Here is a 15,899-nt window from a genome sequence, read left to right as displayed (position 1 = left end):
AGCAGGCTCGCTCCCACAGGGGTCTAGGGTGCCAGTGCTATTCGGGATATCCGGTGATTTTGCGAATACTTTGGTACAGCGGTTTGAGCTGTCGATACATGCGCAGATAGACGTCTTTGTACAGTTGCTCGTAAATCCTCTGCGCCTCGGGTTGTGGATTGAAGACCGCACCGACGCGAGTCATCGCCGCAATGGCCGTGGAAAAATCCTTGTGCAGCCCCAACCCCACCGCACAGCAAATCGCCGAACCTAACCCAGACGCTTCGTAGACATGCGGCCGCTCTGCCGGCAGGCCGAAAATATTGGCGGTCAACTGCATCGCGGCGTCACTTTGTGAGCCACCGCCAGCCACGCGCAGTCGCTTGATCGAGACCTTCGAACGCCGCTCGATATTTTCCATGCCCTGACGCAACGCATACGCCAAGCCTTCAAGAATCGCCCGATAGATATGCGCGCGGGTGTGCACGTCGCCGAAGCCGATCATCGCGCCTTTGGCTTCCACGCCCGGCTCGCGGATGCCTGGTGACCAGTAGGGTTGCAGCATCAAACCCATCGAGCCCGGCGGCACGGCGTCGACCAGTGCGTCGAACAGTTGCTCCGGCTCGATGCCCTGCTCTTTCGCCTGCTGCATTTCGCGCAGGCCGAATTCATTTTTAAACCAACTGACCATCCAATAACCGCGATAGATCATCACTTCGCAGTTGTACTGATCCGGCACGGCCGAGGGGTATGGCGGGATCAGCGGGACGATTTCCAGGTAGCGTGAGCGGGTGCTGGTGATGGTCGCGGTGGTGCCGTAGGACAGGCACACGGTGCTCGCATCGACCACGCCGGAACCGATCACTTCGCAGGCCTTGTCCGCGCCTGCGGCAATTAACGGAAGGCCTTCGGGAATACCCGTGTGGCGGGCGGCTTCGGCCGTGATGTGGCCGAGGGTTTCGCCGGGTTTGTGCAGGGTCGGTAACTGCTCGGGGCGAACCGCCAACGCCTGCCATTTCCAGTCAGTCGGCGCGGCCCATTTCAGCCGTTTGAAATCGAATGGCAGATAGCCTACGCAGCAGCCGACCGAATCAACGAAGCGCTCGCACAGGCGATGGGTAAGAAAACCCGAGAGCAGCAAAAACTTGTCGGTCGCCGCCCACACTTCAGGCTGATGGCGGGCGATCCAGTTGGCTTCGGCCTGGGCGCGAAAATAATCCACCGTCGCGTTGGCGCCGACCAGTTTGAACAGCCATCCCCACGGCCCTTTGATGCCGCCCTCGACTTCAGTCTGGCGTTGATCGAGCCAGACAATTGCCGGGCGCAGCGGTTCGCCCCCGGCATCGACATTGATCACGGTGCCGCGCTGGGTGGTGAGGGACACGCCGGCAATCTGTCCACGGTCGATGCCGGTCTGCTGCCAAAGTTGCTGACAGGCCTCGCCGAGTTTCGCCCAGTAATACTCCGGATCCTGCTCGGCCCAACCGGGCTGGGTCGAGTAATACGCCTGCAGATCGACTTTGCCTTTGCCGAGCAGGTTGCCCTGCAGATCGAAGAGCAACGCCCGCACGCTCTGGGTGCCGTTGTCGATGGCCAGCAGGTATTTCTTATTTGCGACGTCCGTCATGGCGTGGTCTCCGGTAACCCGTGATCGCGCAACCACAGCAAACGATAACGCTGAATTTCCGCTTGCCAGCGCTCATCGTCCCAGCCCAATCGTGACTGGCAGAGCGTGCGAATCGCGGGGAAATAATCCTCGCCACCGCGCGGCAGCAACAGGCCCAACCGGGTCCGCCGCAGCAGCAAGTCATCCAGATGCACAACCATTTCCGCCTCACAGGCAAACGCCAGTTCTGCCCACAACGTATCGGTGACGCCGACCGTTTCCTGACCGATTTCGGCGAGCAGTTGCGCCAGCCTCGGCAGGTCCCGGCCATGACGCCCGGCCAACCGTCGCCATTGACTCGTACTCAGCCCCGGAATTGTCAGCGGCTGCACAGCGGCGAACACCGGCGCGCCGTCATCGACAAAGGAACGCCCAAGCATCGCCGCGCAAGCCGTGAGCACTTCGATCGCTTGCGGGCGAAACGTAGTCAGTTTTCCACCGGCCAAAGTCACGCAACCCGGCTCCTGCCACAGCACATGTTCGCGGGTTTCGTTTGAGGGTTTGTCCTGATGCGCACCTGCTGCACGACCGACCACCGGACGCACGCCCGACCAGGTCGACAGCACGTCGCCGACGCCCACTTCTGCACCTGGAAATTGCTGCCGGCACGCGGCAAGCAGATAGTCGAGTTCTTCACTGGAAATGCGCGCGCTCTGGTCCAGATCTTCGCGGTGATCGAGGTCCGTGGTGCCGACCACGGTCGCGCCTTCCCACGGAAAAACAAACACCGGCCGCCGGTCGCGCTCATGCAAAAACGTGAACGCCTGCGCCACCGGAAGACGCCAACCGGGCAGCAACAAATGACTGCCACGCAACGGTCGCAATTGCCGTGGTGCCTCGGTTGGCCGCAAGCGCTCAGCCCACGCGCCGGTAGCCACGGCCAGCACGCCAGAGCGCAATTGCAGCGTCGCGCCGCCCTCGCCATCTTCGACCTGAACCCCACTCACTCGCCCGCCGTCACGCAGCAGTTGTGTGGCCCGCACACCACTGACAATCACCGCGCCATCGGCCCTAGCCTCGCGCAATACGCGCATCACCAGCCGCGCATCATCGGTCAGTGCATCGACAAAACAGCTACCGCCCAGCAGGCCATTTTCCTTCACCCCCGGAGCGAGAAAACGCAGTTGCTGTGCGTCATGAAACCGATGGTTGCGCCGCCCCGCCAGCGCGTCGTACACCGAGAGCAAGCCGCCCATGACGCGCGGCCCGGGAAAACCGCCGCGATAGTGCGGCATCATGAAGCTCATCGGCTCGACCAGCCCCGGCGCTTCGTCGAGCAGGCGCTGACGCTCGCGCACCGAATCGCGGGTCAGCCGCCACTGGCCCTTGGCAATGTAACGCAAACCGCCGTGGACCATTTTCGATGATCGGCTGGAGGTGCCCCAGGCGAAATCGCGCTGCTCCAGCAGCAGACAGCGCCAGCCCCGGCGCGCGGCTTCGCGGACGATTCCGGCGCCGCTGATGCCGCCGCCGATCACGATCAGGTCCCAGATATCATCCGCCAAGGTCGGCAGAATCTGCTCGCGCCACTGCGCATTCCAGTTCGCCGTCATGGCCGCGACTCTGGCAATAACGTGCCCGGATTGAGGCGCCCCTCCGGGTCGAAATGTTCGCTCAGCGCCTGCAACGTCTGCATCGCCAGCGGGCCTTTTTCGCGCAGCAGATACGGTGCGTGATCCTTGCCGACGCCATGCTGATGGCTGATGGTGCCGTGGTTGTCGACGATGGTCTGGCTGGCCGCGTGTTTGAGCACCCGCCAGCGCGCCAGCGTAGCGGCATAGTCCGCTGCCGGGCGAAACACGTAGGTGGTGTAAATGCTCGAGCCCTCACCGTAAACGTGCGAGAGATGAGTGAACACATGCACCCTTTCGCCCTCGGCGGCCAGGGCGTCGCGCAGGCTGTTTTCGATGAGGCTGAGCAAGTGATCGACGTTGCTCCAGTCGGTGGCGGTTTCGAGGGTGTCGACCACGTAACCGGCGTTCCACAGGTTCTCGCGCAGGTAGGGAAAACGGAAGCGATTCTGCGCCCATTTCTTGCCGAGCAGCGTGCCGGTGAACACGCCGCCGAACGCTTTCAGATGCTGGCGCGCCTGTTTCAGCGACAGTGCGTTTTGCTGGCGATTGCCGGTCACGCCAAAGGTCAGCAGGCATTTGCCGTCACCGGCGCCGCGCAGCTTGAGGTACTTTTCCAGCCAGCCGATCTGTTGCGGATGGCCGGCCAGCGCCAGTTGCGTTTCGGTTTCCACTGCGTTGGACAGGCGCAGCATCGACAGCGGCACGCGCGCCTGCGCCAGTTGCCGGATCGCTCGCAGCGCCTGCGCCCAGTCGGGCAGGAAGACACCGTAGAAACGTTCGTCCGCCGGCAACGCGCTGACCCGCACTTTGACTTCGGAAATGATCCCGAAACGGCCTTCGCAACCGAGCACCACCTCACGCAGATCGGGACCTGCCGCCGACGCCGGGAACGTTGCAATCTGCAGAGGCCCGGCGAAGGTTTCCAGAGTGCCACCGGCAAACAACTGCTCGATCCGCCCATAGCGCAACGACTGCTGACCGCTGGAACGACTGGCCACCCAACCGCCCAGCGTCGACAGCTCCCACGACTGCGGGAAATGCCCGAGCGTGTAGCCGCGTGCGCGCAACTGGCTTTCCACTTGCGGCCCGGTCGCGCCGGGGCCGAACGTCGCCAGCAGGCTCTGTTCGTCGAGGTCGGTCAGGCGATTCATTCGCGCCAGCGACACCGTCAGCACCGGGCGCGTGGAGTTCGGCGGGTTGATGTGCCCGGCCACCGACGTGCCGCCGCCGTAGGGAATCAGGCAGAGGTCCTGATCATGAGCGAGCGCCAGCAATTGGCGGATCTGTTCGGCGGTTTCGGGAAAGGCCACGGCATCGGGATAAGTGCCCAGCGCGCCTTCGCGCAACGCCAGCCAGTCCGGCAGGCTCTGGCCGCGCGCGTGCAGCAGGCGATCGTGGGGATCGACGCTGTACAGACGATGTGGCACCAGGCGCGAGGTCGGCACTTGCGCCAATGCCGCTTCCAGTGCGGCATCGGGCAACGCGCGGCCAGCGCCCAAGCGTTCATGGAGAAATGTCGTGCCCTGGGCCGGCATTTCGACCACCGTGCCTGCCTCTCCCCAGCCGTTCCAGCGTCGCATGCGTGTGTCCTTTTCTGCCGTTGGATCAAGCCTCCATACTAGTCAGCGCTGGGAAGGTGTCACGGTCGCTTCCGGCCAGATCCTGTAGCGAATGGCGCCAAACATCAGGCCATTTACTTTCGCCGCGCAATCCACTTACCTTGCGGCATTCATTTGCTCACACGCCGTCGATCAAAGGACCGCGAACATGCCATCGCTCGGCTTCACCTCCGTTCCGCCGCTGCTCAAATACCTGCGCCACGCCGAACAGTTGGGCATGGCCATCGAGCCTGCGTTGGCGGCGGCCGGGCTGGACTCGCAGCAATTGAACGACAACACCTTGCGTCTGCCGGGCGAGGCTCACGAGCGCTTGCTGGATTATTTCTGCGAGCACTCGGGCGATGGGTTGTTCGGGCTGCATGCGGCAAGTTTCGTCCTGCCCAACTCCTGGAGCGTGCTCGGGTACATCACCATGAATTGCGCGACGTTGGGCGATGCGATGAGCCGGATCATGCCGTTCGAAAAACTGGTCGGCGACATGGGCATCAGCCGCGCCGAGGTGCAAGGCGATCACGTGCATCTGATCTGGACCTGCCGTTACGAGCGACCACGGATTCGTCGGCACTTGGTGGAAAACGTGCTCGGTTCGTGGCTGCACTACGCGCGCTGGATCGCCGACACGCAGCTGTCGCCGGACTGCGTATGGCTGGAGCATTCGCGACCGAATGAGGTGACGCTGGCCGAGTACGAGGCGTTTTTCGGTTGCCCGGTGTTGTTCGATCAGGCGTATTCGGCGCTGGTGGTGCCGCTGGCTTATTTGCAGCTGCCGCTGCGCCAGGCCGATGCGCAATTGCTGCGAACGCTGGAAGAACACGCGATGGGTTTGCTGGCGACGCTGGAAGATGCACCGCTTGGAGAGCAAGTGAAAAACATTTTGCGCGGACTGCTCAAGGAAGGTCTGCCGCGCAAGGAGCAAGTGGCCGAACAGCTTTGCGTTTCGGTGCGCACGTTGCAGCGGCAATTGCAGCAGGTCGGGACGTCGTATCAGCAGATTCTCGATGAGCTGCGACAGGAGCTGGCGGAGCACTATTTGCTCAACAGCACGTTGCCGGTTCAGGACATTGCGCAGTATCTGGGGTTTACCGAACCGCGCTCGTTTCATCGCACGTTCAAGAGCTGGCGCGGGATGCCGCCGGGGGAGTTTCGGCTGCGGAATCGGCGGTGAATGTGCGGGCCCTATCGCGAGCAGGCTCACTCCTACAAGGTTTTGCGGCGTACGCAAAATTCGCGTTCACCGAGATCAACTGTAGGAGTGAGCCTGCTCGCGATGAGGCCAGCCGCTACACCGTTTAAACAAGCTTTGCCACATCCGTTTAAACCGCACCGGCATTCCGCGAAACCACCCACAATTCCTTGCGCCGCTGCCCACGCCTGCGCCAGAATCCGCCGGCTTGTGCGCCTCAAACCTCACCGCTACTGTGATTGCGTCACTGCCATCAGTGATCGGGTTTAGTAGCCCGGAATATTTGGGGTGCATAGCTCATCAGACAGTCAGGTCTCGCCTGAACTTTATGGTGGCTGTGCGCAGGGCGCCTTCGGGCGCGCCGGTTTCCCAGATCCCCGGTCTACTAACCTGCGCACAGCTGCCTCCATTTCCTTTAGTAGGGAAGCGGTGGCCAGCCAAAATGAGGATCTGGATATGTTCAAAGTAACCCCAAACCCGCCAACCACCGACCCGGCATCCCCCTACGAATCCCCCGACTCAAAGAAATTCCACGAAGCCGCCGACCGCGCCCTCGACCATTACCTCGGCACGTCCAGCGCTGAATTCATGGCTCCAGCCTACACACCCAATACGCTGTACATGGCCAATCCCGAGGCCGACAACGAATCGCTGCTGGCCGACGCCTGCGAAACGCTGGGGTCAGCGACGGTGATGCTCAACAATCAGGCAGGGCTGGTGGACGGCTCGCAGCGCAAGACGTTGCAGGGCATTGCGCAGATTGTGATGGTCGCGGAGATGGCGGTGAATCGGGTGTTGGATCGGTTGGTGCCGACGGAATGAGGTGACGGCCCGCAAGCGATTTCGATGGAGGGCTTGCGGGCTGTTTTTGCGCGGTAAGCGAACTACCGGGCGTTCAGGTCAAAGACTGATCGCATTGGTAAACACCAACCGATTGCCAAACGGATCAGCAATGGTCATGTCCTGGCTGCCCCACGGCATCGCCTGAATCTGCGGGTGCGAAAACGTGTAGTTCTTGGCGATCAGTTGCTGCTGAAACGCCTCCAGTTCATCGGTCTCGATACGCAGCGCCGAACCCGGGCACGCATCGCCGTGATGCTCGGACAAATGCAACACACACTCACCCCGCGACACCTGCAGATACAGCGGAAAATTCGCTTCGAAGCGATGCTGCCAGTCGATCGTGAAACCGAGAAAATCGACGTAGAACTCGACAGCCTTGGCCTCATCGAAGATCCGCAGGATCGGGGTGGTTTTGCCCAAGCTCATGGGGTGCTCCCTGACTGATTGGCCCCACAGTGTAGACGGGGAGGATGTCAGCAAATCGGCTTGTTGATGGCTTTCTTTAATCTCATAGTGCCATCACTGTGGCGCACGCCACGAATCCTTAACGAAAGTTGTCGCGCAGATCACCCTGACGCGCGAGAAACCGCCCTGCCCTGCCCCCGTTCGCCTGCCCGTCGCGATAGCTCAACACGCCGTTAACCCAAACCCCGTCAATCCCCTGCGCCGCCCGTTGCGGATCGGTGAAATCGGCAACATCGCGCACGGTCGCCGGATCAAACAACACCAGATCCGCCCAATGTCCTTCACGAATCTCGCCTCTTTCCTGCAAACCAAAACGCGCCGCCGACAAACCGGTCATTTTGTGCACGGCGGTGTGCAGCGGAAACAGCCCGACGTCACGGCTGAAATGGCCGAGCACCCGTGGGAAAGCGCCCCACAGGCGCGGATGCGGGAACGGATCTTCCGGCAGTCCGTCAGAGCCGACCATCGAAAGCGGATGGGCAAGGATTCTTCTGACGTCGGCCTCGTCCATGCCGTAATACACCGCGCCCGCCGGTTGCAGACGTTTTGCTGTTTCCTCCAGCGACAGTTTCCACTCGCCAGCGATATCGATCAGGTCGCGTCCGCTGACTTCCGGGTGCGGTGTCGACCAGGTGATGGTGATGCGGTGGGCGTCGGTCACTTGCTTCAAATCCAGCGTCGAAGAACTCGCTGCATACGGATAGCAATCGCAGCCGACCGGGTGGGTTTTCGCCGCTTCCTCCAACGCTGCGAGCAACTGCGGACTGCGCCCCCAGTTACCCGCGCCGGCACATTTGAGGTGGGAAATGATTACCGGTGATTGCGCGTGTCGGCCGATCTGAAACGCTTCATCCATCGCCTCCAGCACCGGGGCGAATTCGCTGCGCAAATGGGTGGTGTACACCGCGCCGAACGCCGTCAGTTCTTCGGTCAGTTGCATGACTTCATCAGTCGAGGCGTTGAAGGCGCTGGCGTAGGCCAGACCTGTGGATAAACCCAACGCGCCGGCCTCGAGGCTGTCGCGCAACTGCTTGCGCATAGCGGAGATTTCCGTAGCCGTCGCAGTGCGGAACAAGTCGTCGAGGTGGTTGCTGCGCAACGCCGTGTGGCCGACCAGTGCCGCAACATTCAGCGTGGTGTTGGCCGCTTCGACGGCTGCGCGGTAGTCGCTGAAACGCGGATAAATAAACGCCGCTGCGCTGCCGAGCAGGTTCATCGGATCCGGCGGATTACCTTTCAGGCTGACCGGCGAAGCGCTGATGCCGCAGTTGCCGACAATCACCGTGGTCACGCCCTGGCTGAGCTTGGGCAGCATGTCGGGCTGGCGGATCACCACGGTGTCGTCGTGGGTGTGCACGTCGATGAAACCCGGTGCCAGCACGCGGCCGGCGGCGTCGATTTCTTCGCTGGCGTTGGCATTGTGGAGGTCGCCGATGCGCTCGATGCGGCCGTTGATAATCGCCACGCCGGCCTCATAGCCGGGCGTGTTGCTGCCGTCGATGACCATGGCGTTGCGAATCAGGGTGTCGTACTGCATGTCAGTCTCCCAGCGGCAGGTGATCGTCGCCGCCACGGTATTCGTCGAGGGCGAGTTTGATCCGCCGCAGACGTTCTTGATTGTCTTCGGGGCTTGCCAGCGCCAGCTCGGTGGCGAGCACGTCGATGGCCAGCAGCATGCCGTAGCGCGCGGCTGTCGGTTTGTAGATGAACGAGGTTTCCGCGCCTTGCAGCGGCAGGACGACGTCGGCCAGTTCCGCCAGTGGTGAATCGCCGCGAGTGATGGCGAGAATGCGTGCGCCGTAGTTGCGCGCCAGCTCCACCGTTTCCAAAAGCTCCGGGGTGATGCCGGTCAGCGAGCAGACAATGAGCACCTGTTCGGCGTTGAGGCTGGCGGCGGTGACGCGCATCATCACCGCGTCGTGACACACCGCAATCGGATAGCCGAGACGCACCAGGCGCACTTGCAGCTCGTCGCTGCACAGGGTCGAGCAACCGCCCATGCCGAAGGCGTGAATCATCCGCGCCTGGCCGAGTAATTTCACTGCATCGGCGAAACGCGATTCGTCGAATCCGGCCAAATGCTGACGCAGCGTGGTTTCGATGTCGCCGACGATCTGCCCGTAAAACGCCGACTGCTCAGGCGTGCCCGCCGGGTCGAGAAAACGGCTGCCAACACCGCAGGCCTGGGCCAGTTGCAGGCGCAGATCGCGCAGGTCACGGCAACCCACGGTGCGGGCAAACCGCGACAGGGTGGCGGTGCTGACTTCGGCGCGTTGCGCGAGGTCTTCGAGGCTGGCGCTGGCGGCAAATCCGACGTCGTCGAGCATCAGCCGGGCGATGCGGCCCTCGCCGGCACTGAAGGAATCCTGGCGGGCGCGGATCTGGTAGAGGATGTCCATGGCGGCGGGCTCCGGTTACAGCAGGTAAGAAAGGCCGACGGTCAGAGCGAAAGCGACCAGCGAGATCAACGTCTCAAGCACGGTCCAGGTCTTGAACGTCTGCGCGACGGTCATGTTGAAGTATTCCTTGATCAACCAGAAGCCGCCGTCGTTGACGTGGGAAAAGATAACCGAGCCCGCGCCGGTCGCCAGCACCAGCAACTCCGGGTGTGGATAACCCAGACCGATGGCCACCGGAGCGACGACGCCTGATGCGGTGGTCATCGCGACTGTCGCCGAACCGGTGGCGATACGCATCAGCGCTGCGAACAGCCACCCCATAAGCAGCGGCGACAGGTGAAATTCGTGGGCGAGGCCAACAATTTGGTCGGTCACGCCAGCATCGACCAGAATCCGGTTCAAGCCGCCGCCAGCACCCACCAGCAAGGTGATGCTGGCGGTTGGCGCCAGGCATTCGTTGGTGAATTTGAGGATCGATTCACGGTTGAAACCTTGGGCAATCCCCAGCGTCCAGAAGCTCAGCAAGGTCGCCAGCAGCAGCGCGATAACCGAATTGCCGATGAACAACAGGAACTGGTTGAAAGCGCTGCCGGGTGTGGCAATCAGATTGGCCCAGCCGCCGATCAACATCAACACCACCGGCAGCAGAATGGTCGCCATGGTGATTCCGAAACCCGGTAATTTGTCGCGCGGTTCGCGGTCGAGAAATTGCTTTTCCAGCGGGTTGTCCGCCGGCAATTGAATGCGCGGCACGATGAATTTGGCGTACAGCGGGCCGGCGATGATTGCGGTCGGAATGCCAATGGCAATCGCGTACAGCAACGTCTGCCCGACCGAGGCCTGATAGGCCTGCACCGCGAGCATCGCCGCCGGATGTGGCGGCACCAGCGCATGCACCACAGAAAGGCCTGCAACCATCGGCAAACCGACCATCAGAATCGACACGCCAACGCGGCGGGCCACGGTGAAAGCGATCGGCACCAGCAAGACGAAACCGACTTCGAAGAACAACGGCAACCCGACCAGAAACGCGATGCAGACCATCGCCCAATGCGCGTTCTTCTCGCCGAATCTCTCGATCAGCGTTCGCGCCATCTGCTCGGCCCCGCCGGACTCGGCCATCATCTTGCCCAGCATCGTCCCCAACGCCACCACCAGCGCAATATGTCCCAGCGTCTTGCCGACACCCGCCTCATACGCGCCGACCACAGCCGACGGCGGCATCCCGGCGACCAGCGCCAGGCCCAGCGAAATCAGAGTGATGACGATGAACGGATTGAGCCGGTAACGGGCGATCAACACGATCAACGCGATGATGGCCACGGCGGCGTAGACCAGCAGCCAATAGCCGAAGGAAGGCGTCATGCGGTACTCCTCGAAAGGGTCACGTTCGAATGGGTTGTGAAACTCATAAATCATTTCGAGATAAAGATTTCAAACCGCATGAAAGTAATTTTCGTGGAGAGGTAAGGCGTGTCGCTGGCGGGTATGTGTTGTCGTGCCTAATGAAAATTGCGGGGCTGGATTTTCATGTCTTTCCAAATCACCACAAAACCCTGTGGGAGCAAGCCTGCTCGCGAAGACGTCATCACATCCAACATCTTCACTGCCTGATACACCGCATTCGCGAGCAAGCCCGCTCCCACAGTTTCGACCGCATTCCTCCAGCCAGAACGCGGTCAATTGTAGGAGTGAGCCTGCTCGCGATTGCGGTGTGTCAAAACACAATTTTTTGACTGACACGACGCTATCGCGAGCAGGCTCACTCCTACAGTTTTTGATCACATTCCTCCAGTCAGAACGCGGTCAACCGGTGGGAGCGGGCTTGCTCGCGAAGGGATCATCACATCCGACATTTTCATTGGCTGACCCACCGCTTTCGCGAGCAAGCCCGCTCCCACAGTTTTGATTGCATTCCTCCAGACAGAACACGGTCAACCGGTGGGAGCGGGCTTGCTCGCGATTGCGGTGGGTCAGAACAGGATTATTTGACTGACACAACGCTATCGCGAGCAGGCTCACTCCTACAGTTTTTGATCACATTTCTTCAGACAGAATGCGATCGAATTGTGGGAGCGAGCCTGCTCGCGAATGGCTTCACTCGGTGCTAGCTGAACTCACACCATTTCGTTACGAATCCATTCAACCACCGACGTGCGCTTCGGTGCCCAGCCCAGCAGCTCGCGGGCGTGTTTGCCGCGTACCCGGCTGTTCGAACCGAGGCCGTAGTTGGCCATTTCATAGCCCCATTCGGCTTCGGCGTCTTTGAGTGGCCAGTCTTGCGGTTTGCCCAGGTTCAACGCTTCGGCCATGGCGGTGGTCATGTCGATGAACGAGGCTTCACCGCTTTCCACGAAGTAGAAAGTGCCCGGCACGTTCTTGGTCAGCGCCAGCAGATACAGGGCGACGACGTCTTCGATGTGCACGTTGGACCAGATGTTCTGGCCGCTGCCGACGTGGCGAACGACGCCGCTTTTGCGCGCCTGTTTCAGCAGTCGCGGCAATTGCACGCTGTCGCGTTTAACGCCCAGGCTGTGGCCGTAGATCAGCGTGTTGCAGATCACCGCCGAGTTCACGCCATCCTTCGCCGCCGCGAGTACCAGGTTGTCGATGGCCACGCGATCGGCCTTGTCGACGGTAGGTTCGGGCAGGTTGTCTTCGTAGTAGATATCGTCGCTGGATTTACCGCCCGAGGCATCGCCGACAATGCTCGAACCGCTGGTGTGCAGAAACACTTTGCCGGAACCGCGCAAGGCGCCAAGCAACGCCTCAACCGCGCCGCGATGATCACTGCTAGCTGCGTTGATCACAGCATCAGCGACACGCGCCTGCTCAGCCAGCAATTGGCTGTCCTCAAGGGTGCCGATCACGGCATTCATGCCCAATGCCTTCAGCTCGTCAGCCTGCTCGACACTGCGCACCAGACCGGTGACGTTGTGCCCGGCCTGCACCAGACCGGTTGCGATGGAACCGCCGATAAATCCGGCAGCGCCGGTGATGAATACGTTCATGGAGAAACTCCCTGCGTGAGTAATTGATGCAGTGAGTATCGACCGATGAACCTCGGCGAAAAACCCGCCACAGGCCAATTCAATCTTGCGCTGGGATCACGAATCAGCCTTTGAAATCAGCGCTGGCGTAGGCCGCGAGTTTGCCCTGGATAAAGTCGAGAAAGCACTGGATGCGCAACGCCAGTTGCGAGTTGCGGTAGTACACCGCGTTGATTGGCTGGCGGTAGCCGCTGTTGAATTCGCCAAGCAAAACCTTCAAACGCCCGGCGCGGATGTCGTCGATGGTCATGAAATGCGAAAGGCAGGCGATGCCCTGCCCCTCCAGCGCCAGATGGCGCACGGTCTCGCCGCTGGAGGCGCTGATCGCCGGGGTGATCGGCCAGCGGTCGCCGTGCACGTAGCGCAGCGGCCACTGATTGAGGCCTTCGTTCTGGGTGAAACCGAGTAGCGTGTGCTCACTCAGATCCGCGACCTGTCGTGGCGCACCGTGTTTTTTCAAATACGCGGGGCTGGCGACGATGAGCAACGGACTGCAGCCGAGCGAACGCGCGTGCAGCGTCGAATCGGCAAGGGTGCCGATGCGGATGGCGACATCGGTGCTTTGTTCCAGCAGGTCAATGATCAGGTCGTTGCTGTTGAGTTCGAGCTGAATGTCCGGGTAAAGCCCACGAAATTCGTCGATGTAGGGAACGATGGCGTGGAGCATGAACGGCGACGCGGCGTTGATCCGCAGGCGCCCGGACGGCGTTTGCTGGCGCGAGGACAGGCGTTCTTCAAGTTGCTCCATCTGATCGAGAATCAGCTTGGCCTGTTCGAAGAAATACTTCCCTTCCTCGGTCAAGTCCATGCGCCGCGTGGTGCGGTTGATCAGCGTGGTGTCGAGCTTGGCTTCGAGCTTCGACAACGTGCGGCTCACCGCCGACGGCGTCTGGCCGACCTGCTCGGCAGCGGCGGAAATCGAACCGCACTCGATCACGCAGACGAAAATCTGCAACTCATCGGATCTGGCTTTCACAGAAATTCTCTAATCGAATACATATTCATTGTGGCGAGGGAGCTTGCTCCCTCGCCACAGAGTGGGTCGAGCTATTCGATAGTAGCTGAATCGCCTTACGCCTTGAGACCAAAGACCTGCTGCAGATGCTGTTCATAGCGCGCCACATCATTCTCGATGTTCGGACGCTTCATCACGTCGACGCAGAGGAAGGTCGGCAGCGCAGTCATGCCCAGAAACTCATTGGCCTTGTGGAACGGGAAATACACCGCGTCCACGCCTTTGGCTTCGAAGAAATCCGTCGGGTCATCGAAGGCTTGCTGCGGCGCGTTCCAGGTCAGCGACAGCATGTATTGTTTGCCGTGAATCAGACCGCCGCTGCCGTACTTCTGCGAAGCGTCGGAGCGGGTGCGGCCGTCGCTGGCGTAGAGGCTGCCATGGCCCTCAGTGAACACTTCGTCGATGTATTTTTTCACCGTCCACGGCGCGCCCATCCACCAGCCTGGCATCTGATAAATGATCACGTCAGCCCAAAGGAACTTGGCCACTTCTTCGGCAACGTCGTAGCCCTCATCGATGAAGGTGGTCTTGACGTCGACACCGCCGCGATCGAGCACGCTCAGTGCGGTTTCGTGCAGGGTGGAGTTGTAGCGGCCATCGGAGTGGGCGAATTTTTTACCGCCATTGAGCAACAGGACTTTTTTCATCGGAAAACCTCGGCGCAGCCCTTGAGCTGGTTGGAATCAGGAAATGGAATGGCGGCAGATTAACCATCGACCTCGCGCGGAAACAGCCACGCCGACGCAAAATACAATTGATCAAAACGCACGAATCGACAGCGCATTGTTGCCGTAGCATTCGCCGCTTTCTGAATTCGAGGAAGTTGTGATGAGTGAACGCCAGGGTTTCATCCTGCACGCCAAGACCCGCCCGGAAAAAGCCGCCGCGTTCGAAGCGCTGTTCCGCGCCTACGTCGAACCGAGCCGCGCCGAACCCGGCTGCATCGAGTACCACATGCTGCGCGACAAGGAAGATCCGACGCTGTTTATCTTTTACGAGATTTGGGAAAGCCAGGCGCATCTGGATGTGCACTCGGCGTTACCGCACATGAAGGCGTTTTTCGCCAAACGCATGGAGTATCTGGAGCGTGATTTCGATATCCGCCCGATCGACATGCTCAGCGAATCCTCGGCTAGCCGCTGATCAACAAATGGGCGCCGAGCGCGCCCAGTCCGACAAAGAACACGCGCTTGAACAGCACGGCACTGATGCGCTGGCGCAGCCATTGGCCGAGCCACATGCCGAGCATGGCCGGGATCAGCGCCAGCAGCGAGGCGCTCAATTCAGCGCCGCCGAGTGCGCCGTGCCAGAGCAGTCCGGCAGCCAGCGCCAGGGTCGAGACGGTGAACGACAGGCCGAGCGCCTGCACCAGTTCATCGCGGCTCAGCCCCAACGCCTGCAGGTACGGCACCGCTGGAATCACGAACACGCCGGTGGCCGAGGTGATGATGCCGGTGATCAAGCCACACAGCGGGCCGAGCCACGCTTCATGGCGCGGTTTGACGTGCAGCGTGGGCAGGAAAAGTCCGCTCAATGCGTACAGCAATAGCGCCGCGCCGAGTCCGCGCACCACCCAGTGCCCGCCGGACATGCCAATCCACAGTGTGCCGATGCCCGTTCCGAGAAAGATCATCAGCAGCAGCGGCCAGAGGCGTTTGATCAAGCTTTTCAGGTGACCGCCGAAGGCTAGCTGCCAGAGGTTGGTCAGGGTCGCCGGGATGATCAACAGTGCGGCTGCCTGCGCCGGCGCCATAGCCACACCGAGCAGGCCCATCGCGACGGTGGGCAGGCCGAGGCCGATCACGCCCTTGATCATGCCGGCGAGGAGGAAGGTGGCGATGACCAGCAGGGATAGGGTCAGGCCGAGGGTTTGGTAGAAGTTGGTTAGCGTGTGCATGGGGGTAATGTGCGCTGATCGGGGCTGGGTGGAAATCTGCCATATACTGAGGCTGCCTCTTTTTACGCAAGAGGCTGATATTTTCGTCTGGGCTGGCCCTATCGCGAGCAGGCTCACTCCTACAGTTTCGTGTTCGCAGCAGATCCCTTGTAGCAGTGAGCCTGCTCGCGATGAGGCCAGCCCAGACAACAAAAAAACCAGAGGCTAGC

General features: G+C 61.1%; 14 protein-coding genes. 3 read left to right on the top strand and 11 right to left on the bottom strand.

Annotation, left to right across the window (positions count from 1 at the left end):
- Positions 1 to 37 precede the first annotated feature (37 nt).
- From HU765_RS00125 to HU765_RS00115, 3 genes are read right to left on the bottom strand one after another with little or no spacing between them, the layout of a single operon-like run.
- On the bottom strand, positions 38 to 1,606 hold the full coding sequence (locus HU765_RS00125) for an FGGY-family carbohydrate kinase (protein ID WP_186618596.1): 1,569 nt from the start codon (positions 1,604 to 1,606) through the stop codon (positions 38 to 40).
- A complete protein-coding gene (locus HU765_RS00120; RefSeq protein ID WP_186618595.1) occupies positions 1,603 to 3,198 on the bottom strand; it encodes a glycerol-3-phosphate dehydrogenase/oxidase in 1,596 nt (531 codons plus the stop codon). Before HU765_RS00120 ends, HU765_RS00125 begins: the two co-directional genes overlap by 4 nt.
- A complete protein-coding gene (locus HU765_RS00115) occupies positions 3,195 to 4,799 on the bottom strand; it encodes an FAD-binding oxidoreductase (protein WP_186618594.1) in 1,605 nt (534 codons plus the stop codon). The genes HU765_RS00120 and HU765_RS00115 overlap by 4 nt, the downstream gene beginning before the upstream one ends.
- Positions 4,800 to 4,986: 187 nt before the next feature.
- On the opposite strand from HU765_RS00115, the gene HU765_RS00110 reads away from it, so the two are divergent.
- Positions 4,987 to 6,003, top strand: a complete 1,017-nt coding sequence (locus tag HU765_RS00110; RefSeq protein ID WP_186618593.1) for an AraC family transcriptional regulator — start codon at positions 4,987 to 4,989, stop codon at positions 6,001 to 6,003.
- A gap of 474 nt (positions 6,004 to 6,477) precedes the next feature.
- Positions 6,478 to 6,843 (top strand): hypothetical protein, encoded by a 366-nt coding sequence (locus HU765_RS00105; RefSeq protein ID WP_186618592.1) that lies wholly within the window; start codon positions 6,478 to 6,480, stop codon positions 6,841 to 6,843.
- A gap of 78 nt (positions 6,844 to 6,921) precedes the next feature.
- On the opposite strand, the gene HU765_RS00100 is transcribed toward HU765_RS00105, so the two are convergent.
- From HU765_RS00100 to HU765_RS00070, 7 genes are all read right to left on the bottom strand, one after another.
- Positions 6,922 to 7,290, bottom strand: a complete 369-nt coding sequence (locus HU765_RS00100) for a glyoxalase superfamily protein (RefSeq protein ID WP_186618591.1) — start codon at positions 7,288 to 7,290, stop codon at positions 6,922 to 6,924.
- 118 nt (positions 7,291 to 7,408) lie between these two features.
- Entirely contained in the window at positions 7,409 to 8,866 is a 1,458-nt protein-coding gene (locus HU765_RS00095) for a D-aminoacylase (protein WP_186618590.1), read from the bottom strand.
- Between the two features lies 1 nt (position 8,867).
- Entirely contained in the window at positions 8,868 to 9,728 is an 861-nt protein-coding gene (locus tag HU765_RS00090; RefSeq protein WP_186618589.1) for a MurR/RpiR family transcriptional regulator, read from the bottom strand.
- Positions 9,729 to 9,743: 15 nt separating this feature from the next.
- Positions 9,744 to 11,093: a GntP family permease gene (locus tag HU765_RS00085; protein ID WP_186618588.1), complete on the bottom strand. Its 1,350-nt coding sequence runs from the start codon at positions 11,091 to 11,093 to the stop codon at positions 9,744 to 9,746.
- A 752-nt stretch (positions 11,094 to 11,845) separates the two neighbouring features.
- Positions 11,846 to 12,739, bottom strand: coding sequence for an NAD-dependent epimerase/dehydratase family protein (locus tag HU765_RS00080; RefSeq protein WP_186618587.1), 894 nt, complete (start codon positions 12,737 to 12,739; stop codon positions 11,846 to 11,848).
- Positions 12,740 to 12,842: 103 nt separating this feature from the next.
- The gene (locus HU765_RS00075) at positions 12,843 to 13,754 is read right to left on the bottom strand and encodes a LysR substrate-binding domain-containing protein (RefSeq protein ID WP_186618586.1); all 912 of its coding nucleotides are present in this window, start codon (positions 13,752 to 13,754) and stop codon (positions 12,843 to 12,845) included.
- Positions 13,755 to 13,849: 95 nt separating this feature from the next.
- Positions 13,850 to 14,440 carry an NAD(P)H-dependent oxidoreductase gene (locus HU765_RS00070; RefSeq protein ID WP_186618585.1) on the bottom strand — a complete coding sequence of 197 codons (591 nt, stop codon included), beginning with the start codon at positions 14,438 to 14,440 and terminating at the stop codon, positions 13,850 to 13,852.
- A 181-nt stretch (positions 14,441 to 14,621) separates the two neighbouring features.
- On the opposite strand from HU765_RS00070, the gene HU765_RS00065 reads away from it, so the two are divergent.
- Positions 14,622 to 14,936, top strand: a complete 315-nt coding sequence (locus tag HU765_RS00065; RefSeq protein WP_186552202.1) for a putative quinol monooxygenase — start codon at positions 14,622 to 14,624, stop codon at positions 14,934 to 14,936.
- Here HU765_RS00065 and HU765_RS00060 read toward each other — a convergent pair.
- A complete protein-coding gene (locus HU765_RS00060) occupies positions 14,926 to 15,690 on the bottom strand; it encodes a sulfite exporter TauE/SafE family protein (protein ID WP_186618584.1) in 765 nt (254 codons plus the stop codon). The genes HU765_RS00065 and HU765_RS00060 overlap by 11 nt on opposite strands.
- Between the last annotated feature and the right edge of the window lie 209 nt (positions 15,691 to 15,899).

Origin of the sequence: Pseudomonas sp. SWRI81 (assembly GCF_014268545.1) — a bacterium.
Taxonomy (GTDB): Bacteria; Pseudomonadota; Gammaproteobacteria; order Pseudomonadales; family Pseudomonadaceae; genus Aquipseudomonas; species Aquipseudomonas hamedanensis.
The sequence above is the reverse complement of the archived record's forward strand: the minus strand, read 5'-3'. Positions and strand labels throughout refer to the sequence as shown.